The organism is Cohnella sp. LGH (assembly GCF_017671885.1).
Lineage (GTDB): Bacteria > Bacillota > Bacilli > Paenibacillales > Paenibacillaceae > Cohnella > Cohnella phaseoli.
Map to the genome: position 1 here is coordinate 1,661,795 of NZ_CP072117.1, position 12,007 is coordinate 1,673,801.

Annotated in this window: 12 protein-coding genes; all 12 read right to left on the bottom strand. The window is 55.5% G+C overall.

Features of this window, described 5'->3' with window-relative positions; translation table 11 throughout:
- Window positions 1-75: 75 nt before the first annotated feature.
- The 12 genes from J4772_RS06645 to J4772_RS06700 all read right to left on the bottom strand — a co-directional run bounded on the left by J4772_RS06645 (window position 76) and on the right by J4772_RS06700 (window position 11,992).
- Entirely contained in the window at window positions 76-1,221 is a 1,146-nt protein-coding gene (locus J4772_RS06645) for an FtsW/RodA/SpoVE family cell cycle protein (RefSeq protein ID WP_116059128.1), read from the bottom strand.
- Window positions 1,222-1,227: 6 nt separating this feature from the next.
- Window positions 1,228-2,022 (bottom strand): septum site-determining protein MinD, encoded by a 795-nt coding sequence (gene minD, locus J4772_RS06650; RefSeq protein ID WP_116059129.1) that lies wholly within the window; start codon window positions 2,020-2,022, stop codon window positions 1,228-1,230.
- Between the two features lie 3 nt (window positions 2,023-2,025).
- Window positions 2,026-2,691 (bottom strand): septum site-determining protein MinC, encoded by a 666-nt coding sequence (minC, locus tag J4772_RS06655; protein ID WP_371822888.1) that lies wholly within the window; start codon window positions 2,689-2,691, stop codon window positions 2,026-2,028.
- 72 nt (window positions 2,692-2,763) lie between these two features.
- Window positions 2,764-3,288 (bottom strand): rod shape-determining protein MreD, encoded by a 525-nt coding sequence (gene mreD / locus J4772_RS06660; protein WP_247741174.1) that lies wholly within the window; start codon window positions 3,286-3,288, stop codon window positions 2,764-2,766.
- A 2-nt stretch (window positions 3,289-3,290) separates the two neighbouring features.
- Window positions 3,291-4,157, bottom strand: a complete 867-nt coding sequence (mreC, locus tag J4772_RS06665; RefSeq protein ID WP_209074634.1) for a rod shape-determining protein MreC — start codon at window positions 4,155-4,157, stop codon at window positions 3,291-3,293.
- Between the two features lie 42 nt (window positions 4,158-4,199).
- Window positions 4,200-5,231: a rod shape-determining protein gene (locus J4772_RS06670; protein WP_116059133.1), complete on the bottom strand. Its 1,032-nt coding sequence runs from the start codon at window positions 5,229-5,231 to the stop codon at window positions 4,200-4,202.
- Between the two features lie 84 nt (window positions 5,232-5,315).
- A complete protein-coding gene (gene radC / locus J4772_RS06675) occupies window positions 5,316-6,005 on the bottom strand; it encodes a RadC family protein (RefSeq protein WP_256442680.1) in 690 nt (229 codons plus the stop codon).
- Between the two features lie 372 nt (window positions 6,006-6,377).
- The gene (locus J4772_RS06680; RefSeq protein WP_209077004.1) at window positions 6,378-7,184 is read right to left on the bottom strand and encodes a Maf family protein; all 807 of its coding nucleotides are present in this window, start codon (window positions 7,182-7,184) and stop codon (window positions 6,378-6,380) included.
- Between the two features lie 193 nt (window positions 7,185-7,377).
- Entirely contained in the window at window positions 7,378-7,620 is a 243-nt protein-coding gene (locus tag J4772_RS06685) for a DUF4321 domain-containing protein (RefSeq protein WP_116059134.1), read from the bottom strand.
- 154 nt (window positions 7,621-7,774) lie between these two features.
- Window positions 7,775-9,106 carry an SPOR domain-containing protein gene (locus J4772_RS06690; RefSeq protein ID WP_209074635.1) on the bottom strand — a complete coding sequence of 444 codons (1,332 nt, stop codon included), beginning with the start codon at window positions 9,104-9,106 and terminating at the stop codon, window positions 7,775-7,777.
- 104 nt (window positions 9,107-9,210) lie between these two features.
- Window positions 9,211-10,599, bottom strand: a complete 1,389-nt coding sequence (murC, locus tag J4772_RS06695; protein WP_209074636.1) for a UDP-N-acetylmuramate--L-alanine ligase — start codon at window positions 10,597-10,599, stop codon at window positions 9,211-9,213.
- A 7-nt stretch (window positions 10,600-10,606) separates the two neighbouring features.
- The gene (locus tag J4772_RS06700; RefSeq protein WP_209074637.1) at window positions 10,607-11,992 is read right to left on the bottom strand and encodes a bifunctional folylpolyglutamate synthase/dihydrofolate synthase; all 1,386 of its coding nucleotides are present in this window, start codon (window positions 11,990-11,992) and stop codon (window positions 10,607-10,609) included.
- Between the last annotated feature and the right edge of the window lie 15 nt (window positions 11,993-12,007).

Consider the following 12,007-nt stretch of genomic DNA (forward strand, 5'->3'; position numbering starts at 1 on the left):
ACGAACGGGCCGTCCTCGCGCCATCGTCGAAAATGGCGGAAGGACGACCCGTTCAGGCCGACGCTATGAAGCTCGTCATTGATCCAGTTGGTTTTTCTCCTGGTGCGCTTTAATGCTGAACACAAGTCCGATCGACAGCATATTCAGCAGCAACGATGTGCCGCCGTAGCTGATGAAGGGCAGCGTTATGCCGGTAATCGGCATAATCCCGATCATCATTCCGATGTTCTGGAAAATCTGAAACACCATCATCGTCGCAATGCCGATAATGATGAATGACCCTCGTCGGTCGTAGCATTGATATGCGATCAGAATCATCCGGTAGATGAATAGGAAGTACAGCAGCAGCAGCAGCGCCGCGCCTTGAAAGCCGAACTCCTCGCCGATGACGACGAAGATGGAGTCCGAATAGGTGTACGGAATAAACTTGCGGTTTTTGGATTCGCCTTGCAGGTAGCCGTCCCCCGCAAGCCCGCCGGAACCGATGGCGATCATTGCGTATTCGGATTGACGTCTGGCATCGGCCGACGCCTCCTCCGGGTGAATGTACGTATTGATCCTCTCGTACCAGTGCCCTAGCTTGCGGTCGTTCAGATAGGATTCGATCTCCGCATTGTAGGAATTAAACAGCGTAACGAACAGCAGCAAACCGCCCAGCACGGCAGCAAGTCCGATCATGACGTACGAATAGCGGACATTGCCGATCCATAACATGCCGAGCACGATAAAAATGTAGATCATCGCGTTGCCCAAATCCGGCTGGAGCATGACGAGCAGGAACGGCACGAAGGAAAACGCCGCCACAACCATCACATCGCTGCGCATGCGCAGCGGGTCTCCCTGCCTTCGTCCCATGATGGCCGCGATCCCGATGATGAGGAACAGCTTCATGATCTCTGCCGGCTGAAACGACACTTCGCCGAATTCGAACCAGCTGCGCGCTCCGTTCTTCGGCTCCACCAGCACGAAAATAAGCAATAGCATAATGATGCCGATGGCGTACCAGACATACCAGGTTTTTAAAATCAAACGGTAATCGACCAACGTCGCCAAGAGGACGACGCCGAAACCAATCCCGTAAAAGATCATGGTCTTGAGATCATGATTCACATACGCGGGATTGTTATACGTTGCGCTGCGGACCGCGAGCGTGCTGATTCCCATAAACATCAGGAGGATCGTCAGCATCATCCAGTCGATATTCTTCAATCGGTTAAGCAAGCCCGATCATCCCATTCCAAGAAACTTCTTTACTTTGCTAAACATGCCCGACTTCTCGTCAAGATGGGAGAGAGGAACCGTTTCACCCAAAATGCGCCGCGCGATGTTGCGATAAGCGAGCGCGGCTCGGGAGTTCACGTTCATCACCGTAGGCTCCCCGGAATTCGAAGCTTTGATGACGGACTCGTCGTCCGGCACGATGCCGATCAGATCGATAGCAAGCACTTGGCAAATATCGTCCACTTCAAGCATATCCCCGCTGCGGACAAGGCCCGGACGTATGCGGTTGATCACCAGCTTGGGCGACGGGAAATTGCTCTTCTCCAGCAGCCCGATTACCCGATCCGCATCGCGAACGGCGGCGTTCTCCGGCGTCGTAACGATGATCGCCTGGGAAGCACCGGCGATGGCGTTGCGAAAGCCCTGTTCGATTCCCGCCGGACAGTCGATAATGATATAATCGAAATCCGGCTTCAAGCTCTCGACGATCTGGCGCACCTGATCCGGAGAAATATCGTTTTTATCCTTCGTCTGCGCTGCGGGCAGCAAATACAGCTCATCGAAACGCTTATCCTTGATTAAAGCCTGATTCACCCGGCAGCGTCCCTCGGCCACGTCGATCAGATCGTACACGATCCGATTTTCAAGCCCCATGACCACGTCCAGGTTGCGCAAGCCGATGTCGGTATCGATCATGCATACCTTCTGTCCCAGAATCGCCAAGGCGGTGCCCAAATTCGCCGATGTCGTCGTCTTGCCGACTCCGCCTTTGCCCGATGTGACAACGATCGCTTCTCCCATGATCTACACTCCTTTGAACAGCATGACTTCTTTGCGGTGACGTCCCAGGCCGCTCAACTTATCGATGGACATCTTGCCTTCGTTCAGAAACGCATATTCCATCCAAGGCTCGGCCGATGCCCATTCGTCCGGAGGCCGGCTGATAATGTCGGCGATACGAAGCTGAGTCGGTCTCATGAGCGAGGCCGCAATGATAGCCTCCGCATTGCCCTGCGTCCCCGCATGCACGCTCCCCCGAAGTGCTCCGAGCACATAGACGTCCCCGCTGCAGCGGATCGTGCCGCCGGGGTTAACGTCTCCGATCAGAAGCAGATGCCCTTCGTACTCGACCGTCTGCCCGGATCGGATAATGCCTGTCATCGTATGCAGATGAGCAGCCGGCTTCGCAGCCGGATCGGCCTCCGGCGGATCGCTTTCAATCGATTGAACAAGCAAATTGCCCTGCTTGCGCAAAATCGCCTTCAGCCGTTCCTTATCCTCTTCGCTCAGTTGCCTTGCGCCAAGCTTTATAAAAATATGAACGATCGGCCCGTTGAACTGCTGACCGTGTTTGTCCAATTTCGTGCTCAACTCGTCCAGCAGTTCAACGAAGTCGCATTGGTCGTCCAGTTGAAAGACGAGTCCCTCTTTGACGCCTTTGATCGTAATAATAGATTTGCCCGTCACGATGCCCGCCCTCCTTACGCTATTTGAAATTCGGCTTCGCAAAGCGGAATTCCTGCCTACCGGGTCAAACATGCCTTATTCCGAACTGTCTTCTCCCGTGGATGGCAATGCCTTGACCAAGTAGCGGCGCACCGGAACGTACATCAGAAGAGCGATCAGCAGCTGCAGGAGCGCGGTCGGCGCCACCTGCCAATAAAAAACATGCGCAAACTGCAGATTCGTAAGGCGAAACAAATTATAAATCCAATAGACGATAGAATCGAGCATCATTCCGAACACCAGAATCACCCATGAGAACAGACCGATCGTATAACTCTTGTATTCCGAGAGCAAGCCTGCGAAATACCCGATCAAGCCCATACCGAAGCCGTAAGGCCCGATGAGATGTCCATATGCCAACATATCCTGAAGCAGCCCGAAGCCGAGGCCAAAGAGAAACGCGGGGTGGCGTCCTGCGTAGCCTGCTACGAAAATTGTTAAAATGAACGTCAAATGAGGCAGCAGCCTGTCGCTCCAGCCCGGCGGAATCAGCCAGGGCACGACCGCATTTTCCAAAATTACGAGTACAAGCCCCAGCAAAATCGCCCAGTTGATGCGCATGCTCACGGCTCATCCACCTCATTCACATCATCCAACTCGGGCACGACGATGACGAACACTTCCTGGAGATGATTGAATTTGGCCGCAGGTTCAATAACCGCCGTGTAGGTCAGCCCGAAGTCGCCTACCTGGCTGCTCTTGACCGTCCCGACAATAATGCCCTTCGGGAATAAGCTGCCGAGTCCGGAAGTAATGACCGTATCTCCGTCCATCGGCTTGTCTTTTTCCTCGATTTTGGACATCATCAACGTCTTCGTTTCCTCGTCGTATTCGATAATTCCAAAAGAGTCCGGTTTGCTGAGGAATGTGGCGGATACGGGAGAGCCTTTGGAAGAGCTGGGGTCCAGATTTGAGATCAGAGTGACGGTGGATGTGAAGTTTTTGACCTTGCTGACCAAGCCCACAAGCCCTTCTACCGTTCTTACAGCCATCTCTGGCTTGATGCCGTCCTTGCTGCCCAGATTGATCGTAATCGTCCGTTCGTATGGATTGGACGTGCTCCCGACCACATGCGCGATCAGATAGCGGTAATTGTCCATATTCTTCTGTCTTTCGGTAAAATTAAGCTCCTCTTGCAGACGCTTATTATCCGCTTCGAGCTGATTAAACCGAATCTGATCCTGCGTATATTGGGCGACCGTCTGGCGCAGTTGCTCGTTCTCCTTATAGACATCGGAAAGCCGGCCGAGGTCGCGGAAGAAATCCGCAACCGCTCCGACCGGCCGGTAAAACACGCCTTGCACAGTCCCGATGGCATCGCTGACGAACTTCTCCGGCCAAGTTAACCGGTTTCTGCCGAACGTAAACCCCATTAGGGCGATAAACAGGATCAGCCCTATCATGAGAATAAACAAACGCTTATTGCGCATTAAGCGAAAGATCGCGCTCACCTGCTTTCCCGATCTAAAGATTTATCGGCTGGATCGGGACGAACCGCCTTTGGACTTGAACAGATGGATGTTCTCAAGCGCACGGCCGGTTCCGATCGCCACGCAATCGAGCGGGTTCTCGGCGACCAGCACCGGCATCCCTGTCTCGCGGGCGAGCAGCTTGTCCAAATTGCGCAGCAGAGCTCCGCCGCCGGTCAGCACGATACCACGATCCATAATGTCCGCAGACAGCTCCGGAGGACACTTCTCCAGCGTCGCCTTAACCGCCTCGATAATCGAATTGACCGTATCGGCCAACGCTTCCGTCACCTCGTCCGAAGTGATTGCAAGCGTCTTCGGCAAGCCGCTCACAAGGTCGCGCCCGCGAATTTCAATCGATTCGATCTTGTCCAATGGCATGGCGGAGCCGATCTCCATCTTGAGCTGCTCAGAGGTCCGCTCTCCGATCATCAAATTGTACAGACGCTTAATATAAGCGATAATCGCATCGTCCATCTCGTCTCCCGCAATGCGGATCGACTTGCTTGTAACGATGCCGCCGAGCGAGATAACGGCGACTTCCGTCGTACCGCCGCCAATATCGACGACCATGCTGCCGGTCGGTTCCCACACGGGCAAATCCGCTCCGATGGCTGCAGCGAACGGCTCTTCGATAATATAGGCTTCCCTGGCTCCCGCCTGCTTCGTGGCATCCTCTACAGCGCGTTTCTCGACGGCCGTAATGCCGGAAGGCACGCACACCATCACGTCCGGGTGGCGCGGGAACATGGCCCGAGGCTTCTGTGCATTGCGAATAAAATACTTAATCATCGTCGCCGTCGTCTCGAAATCCGCGATTACGCCGTCTTTCATCGGACGTATGGCTACAATGTTGCCGGGCGTACGACCGATCATTTTCTTCGCGTCCGAGCCTACCGCTTCGATTTTCTTTGTATCAGTACGCAGAGCGACCACGGACGGCTCTCTGACGACTATTCCCTTGCCTTTCATGTACACAAGCGTATTTGCGGTTCCGAGATCGATGCCCAGATCACGCGTGAATCCTCCAACCATTCTAGCTACCTCCTGCTATGACCGCGACTGCTGGGTTGACGCTCAGGCTGCGCTTCAGTCGTCGGGACAATCTAACTCATTATATTATATGCAGCCCATCTCCTTCAAACTAATAAAGCTGCTGTCACCGATTACCAAATGGTCGAGAAGCTCGATGCCCAGCAATTGACCGGCTTCCGCCAGCCTCTTTGTCAGTTGAAGATCCTCTGCGCTCGGCGTCGGGTCGCCGCTGGGGTGATTATGCGCGCAAAGAATCGATGCGCTGCTGCGCCTGATAGCTGCCTTGAACACTTCCCGCGGATGAACGATGGAAGCGTTAAGACTGCCGATCGATAACGTCTGACGGCCGATGACATGATTTTTGGTGTTCAAGAACAAGCAGACGAATTGCTCCTCCCGGTAATGCCGCATTTCCTCCATAAGAAGGTCGGCAACGTCCTGAGGACAAGTAATCTTGACCGTCTCAGGCAGCTTGGAACGGGCAATTCTTCGGCCCAGCTCGATGGAAGCCTGAAGCTGAAGCGCCTTGGCCGGACCGATCCCGCGAATATGGGTCAAATCCTCCCAGCCGCTCTCCGCCAACTTCCTCAGTCCTCCGCATTCGTTCAGAATGCGCTGAGCCAAGTAAACCGCCGATTCGTTCCGTGTTCCCGTCCGCAGCAAAATAGCAAGCAGTTCGGCATGGCTGAGCGCCTGCGCCCCATGCTGCTGCATGCGCTCCCGCGGGCGTTCCCCGGAAGGAAGCTCTCTCAAGCGAAAAGATCTTTGCTCCAATGAGATAACCAGCTTTCGTACGCCGCATCGGCTGCGGAATTGGCTTCGTCGTTCGAAGAGGGGACATCCCTTGATACATGATTCAGAAAGGATGACATTCGCGAGCCTTCTTGGAAATCGTCTCCGACATAAACGTTATCCCTACCGATCCTCAGGACGGCTTAAGCCGTTTATGCTTGTATCTTTTATTATATCATGATTTCATACCCGGAATCGAATCTCCGACTTCCCTCCAAATCGTAAAATAAAACACCCCTCCATCGTATATTTTCCGCGTAGAGACGCTTCCCTATTCGACGGATTTAGCTTCAGATAAGTTCAAATCGGATGTCGAAGGTAATCCTTAAAATTTTCTAATACGGATCGCACGGATCAACGCTCATAGAACGTTTTAAAGGGATCGGCTTTAAACGTTAAAAGCATTTGATAAAGCATATTCAAGGGCAGCCCCATGACACTGTAAAAATCGCCTTCGATTTTCTCGATAAAAACCGCGCCAAGTCCCTGTACCCCGTAACTTCCCGCCTTATCGCGCGGCTCGCCGGTTTTTATGTAGGCATAAATCTCCTCGTCGCTCATAGGCCGGAAAGTCACATGGCTAACCGTATGGCCCACAATAGCTCCGGGACTCCCGCCCGGCAATCGCGCGCATAAGCGATATTGACCGGTATCTCCAAGCACCACAGCTCCGACTTCGCCGGAAGACTCGCCCTCCTTCTCCGGCAGACGGCTCATACCCCCGGCGCCATCCGCAGTCTCGTGGCTGTCTGGCTCTTCTCCTGTATCCGTATGGATGCAGGCCACTCCGCTATACACCCGATGAGTACGGCCCTGAAGCCCTTTGAGCATCGAGAAGGCGTCGGCCTCGTCAACGGGTTTGCCAAGAATCCGATCCTCCAGCACAACGATCGTATCCGAACCAATCACAATGCCTGGCTTGTCTTCCGCGGACAGCTTATGCTCCAGTACAGCCTGCGCTTTCCTTAAAGACAGCTCCTCCACAACCTGCTCCGGCAGCATGTTCGGCTCGACAGCCTCGTCCGCATCGCTAACGACAACTTTGTAAGGAAGCCGGAACGTACGTACCAGCTCCTGTCGTCTCGGCGACGAGGAGGCCAGAATGAGCAGCGGCGCGGAAATGTCGGCACCCTGCGAATGATCGTTTGTTGAAGGCGACATTGAATTCACGATAAATTCCTCCCAAACGATAGGCATACATTGAGTTCATCGAAGTCTTCTCCATCAGCATAACCAGAAAAGCGGATTGAATCGCCTTCAATGACGCGATAAAAATCATACGGATTAAAAAAAGCTGCGGGAATGCCAGGAGACAGCCCCGAAGCTTTTTTTATTTTCGGCCCTCCGGCCGCAGTTACATTTTACGATAAAGCCAGATTGCGACGGCTGCGCCGATCACGCTGAGCAGGCTTAGCCGAATTTCAAGATTCAAGCTGTATTTGATTACCGCCAAATCTGCAGCCGGCGACCAACTGACCTCCATCGCGCGGGTCAAGAAAGAGAGTCCCGGAACCTCCTTCAGCCAATTCGCGAGCAACGCGCCGGCCAGCAGTCCGAGAAAGATAAACAGCAGCAGAATCCATCCGTTTTTCTTCATTTATCCCTGTCTCCCACCATTCTTCAACACTTCTCTTTCATTATACGGCCCTCGTACAAGTCGCACAACGGATATAACAAAAGACAGCCTGAACGATGCAGACTGTCCCGTTCTAAAGTCCCGAAGAAGCATACGGAAGCCGATTGTGCGGAATTTAGCGCAAAATCGCACGCAAACGATGGTCCGCGAGCAGCGCGCTCATCGCCGCCGTCTGCATATTCCACAGCTGCTTCCGGGACGGCTCGCGCAAATACTCGGCCATGGCCGCCTCGCCGGCCTTCAGAGCTTGCGTCATTGCCGCCGTTTCTTCCGAGGCCCCGCTTCCCAAAGCTTCCGCATGTGAGGCAGCCTTCTTCCAGCGCTCCTGAGCCGCCTGCCATTCGGCAAGCCGCTTATCGCTGAGCGCTGAAGGCTGCCGCTCCTGCAATCCCGCACCCGATACCCGGACAAGCTCGCGAATCATGGCCGCGCCCGCATCGATAAACTCCGCTCCGTCTCCGGTCAAAGCGCCCGAGCCGACCTCCAGCGCGGCGCCTTCGATTGGCTTGATGTAAACGTCCAGACCGGTCATCTGCGCAGCCAGCAGCTCGGCCTCCTCCTTCGTCAGCGCCGCCGCCGCATACACGCGGTAGCCGTCGCTCGCATCCGTCCCCCAGGAGTACCCTTTATCCTTGAGCTGTCCCGCGGCAGTCTCCATGCTTTCTTGGCTGCGGAACACGCCGAACTGCAGCAAGTAATAACGGCTGGCTCCCGCCTCGGAAACGGATTTCGCGGAAACGGCTCCGCTTGTCCCCTCTGTCGCTGTCGCTCCCCCCTTCTCTGCCGATGCGACGGGTGCGGAGACCGCTGCGGAGGACTGAGCCGGCAGCGCGGCAGGCGCGGCTTCCGGCTGTTTCGGAAACAATGAGTCGCCGGTGAACAAACCAAGCGCCACGTAGCCGAACAGCACGCCGGTCGCGATTGCTCCTGTTACGGATAACACCACTCTGCCCCAGGAAGGGCCGCGCTCGCGGACGATTTCGGTTGTCGTAATCGAATCGTACCAACCGTTGTCGGCTCCGGACGTTTTCCCGTCCCCGTATCCCTCGGCAGGCTTGTCCGTTATATTTTCGCGCTCTCGCTCCAACCATTCCAGCACGGTGATATCCTCAAGGTCATCGCGAGCTTTTTTGCGCTTCGGATCGGTAGAGAAAGCTTTCTCCGCTAGCAGCGGTTGGCGGGGCGAGTCCGATTTCCGAATGATTTCCTCCAACGCGTGAATGTCGTCCGGATAAGCGCCTTTCCAGGCCTCGAACGACGGCGGGGCGGCGGGAGCTGTCTCTTGCGATATCGGTTTTATTTCGATCGGTTCGGGTTGAAGGGCCGCAGGCAGCCCGCTCGATTTGGTCTTCGGCTCGGTCTGAACGACCGCGGGCAATTCGCTCGTCTTCGGCTTCGGTTTGGCCTGCGGTTCGAAACGAATGGTCATTCTGGCGTTGGATGGCATGCGGCTTCTCTCCTTGTCCTAATCTATGAAATAGAATATGAGAGAAGAGAGAGAAATATGAACAAAAAACCGCCCCGGGCCTCTCAAGGCCGGAGCGGTTGCGTTTATTCGGTTTCCCGTTCCTTCAACAAACGGGACAGCTCGACAGCCGTTTTCCAAATATCTCCGGCTCCCATCGTCAGCACAAGATCGCCTGGGGCCAGCCGTTCGGCGAGAATGTCTCGAACTTCTTCCCTTGTGGGCGCGTAGGAAACGTTCGGATTACTGTTCTCGGCGATCATCTCCACGAGCTTGCGGGAGCTGACGCCTTCGATTTTCTGCTCGCCGGCCGGCGAGTAGATGTCGGTAATAAACACTTCGTCCGCACCCGCGAACGCTTTGCTGAATGCGTCGAACAAGAAATACGTCCTTGTATATCGTTGGGGCTGGAATACGGCGATTATTCGTTTTCCGGTCGCTATGGCGGCCTGGATCGTCGCCTGAATCTCCGTCGGATGATGCGCGTAGTCGTCGATGACCAGCATGTCCTTCACTTCGCCAACCACTTGAAACCGTCTCTTGGCGCCGCGGAACTCCTGAATCGCTTCCGCGATTGTTTGGAACGGCGCACCCGCCTCCAGACATACGATAATGGTTGCCAAAGCGTTATACACGTTATGGCGACCTGGAACGGACAAGGACACTTGGCCGAGCTCCTCGCCGCGATGGCTGACCGTGAACGAGACGCAGCGGTCTCCAAGCTCAATATTCGTCGCTTTGTAATCCGCGTAACCGGCCTCTGCGCCGTAAGTGATTACCTGTTTGTCCTGAACCTGAGGCAGCAGCTCCCGAATGTTCTCGTCGTCCGCGCAGACGACGGCGCAACCGTCGGACTTGATGTTGCGCAGGAACGATACGTATGCCGCTTTCAATTTATTGAAATCGCCGTCGTAGTTCTCCAGATGGTCGGCCTCGATGTTCGTCACGACGCCGATCGCCGACTCGTATTGGAGGAAGGAACCGTCGCTCTCGTCCGCCTCCGCCACGACGAACGGGCCTTTGCCCGCCTTCGCGTTCGTACCGACGTTCATAATTTCCCCGCCGATAATGTAAGTCGGATCGAGCCGACAATTCTCCATGACGAGAGCGATCATGGAGGAGGTCGTCGTCTTCCCGTGCGCGCCGGCAACCGCGATGCCTGTACGAGCGTTCAACAGACGAGCCAGCATTTCGGCACGGTGCAAGACGGGGATGTTAAGCCTCTCCGCCTCCCGACGCTCGACGTTGTCCTTGGACAAAGCCGTCGAATAAACGACGAGATCGGCCCCCTGTACGTTGCCCGCTTCATGACCGATAAAAATTTGCGCGCCTTTGGCTGCCAACTTCTCGGTCAGCTCCTGGCTCGCTACATCGGAGCCCGACACTCGATAGCCCATCTCCAGCATAACCCGGGCGATGGCGCTCATGCCGTAGCCGCCGATGCCGATAAAATGCACATGTTCTGCAGTCTGCAACGAAGCTTCACCAGCCTTTTTCAGATTTCGTGCCTTGAAGCAGCCAAGAACGGACGTCCGCGATCAGGTACAGCGTACCGGTCACCGCGTTCAGCACGTTCGCATCCCCGGCTGAAGATGAAGCCCCGAGCAGCAACTCCAGCGCGCGCCGCCAATCCGGCTCCACGATCACGGTAGGCGACAGATCCAGCTCTGCGGCCACCCGCGCCGCGACAGCGGCGAGCTCGTCGGCATTCATTTTTTTATGAAAATCCGGTTCCGTAATCACAAGCGTATCCACCAATGGTAGTATATGCCGCAATGAATGCTCATGATTCTTATTCGGCATCATCGCCATCATTACATTCAGGCGATCGAACGTATATACGTTCTTCAGAGCGCGGCTAAGCGCCTCCATCCCCTCCGGATTGTGCGCTCCGTCGATTAGAATTCGCGGCTGGCGGGATACCATCTCCAGCCTTCCGGGCCATTTGGTCTCCTTCAAACCGGCTTCCAAATGCTCGTCGTCGACGATCAGCGCGCAATACTGACGCAGCACTTCAAGCGCCATGACCGCCGCCGCCGCGTTCGCGATCTGATGCTCTCCGCTTAGCGTAATCGTCAAAGCAGGAATAGCCCGGAATGGGCTGCGGAAAGAAAAGCTCTGTTCATCTTCCGCCACGGTCAACGTTTCGCTGACGAACTGCTCTCCCGCCCGGTATACGGTCGCTTTGCGCGCGCGCGCCGTCTCTTCGACGACCTGCACGACCTCCGGCTGGGAGACCGATGTAACGACGGGCACGCCCGACTTGATAATGCCGGCCTTCTCGCGGGAGATATCGGTCAGCGTCGGTCCAAGCACGTCCATATGGTCGTGGCCGACGTTGGTAATAATGCTGACCACCGGGGTGACGACGTTGGTCACATCCAAACGGCCGCCAAGTCCGGTCTCCCACACGACGTAATCAGGGAACGAAACCGTTCCGTAATAGAGCAGTGCCAGCGCCGTCGTTACCTCGAACATCGTAGGCGCGCCTAGCTCGCCCCCAGCCAGTTCCTCCGCCGCTGGCTTCAGCCGATTGGCGAGCAATACGAGATGCTCATCGGCGATGTCTTCTCCGTTGTATTGCAGACGGTTGGAATAAGAGGTGAGATACGGGGACGTAAACGTCCCCACGTCGTATCCGCTTTTCAGCAGCACGCTCGTCAGATAGGCGCATACCGAGCCTTTGCCGTTCGTGCCCGCCACATGGATGAACTTCAGCCTTCGCTCCGGATGGTTGAATCGTTCCATCAACGCCTGGATCCGGTCAAGGCCCGGACGGATGCCGAAAGCGGTCAGCCCGGTAATCCAAGCCATCGCTTCCTCGGCCGTGCGGAAGGCAATCTGTTCGGCTTGTTTGTCATTAGTCATGTTGCCTTGCGCCTC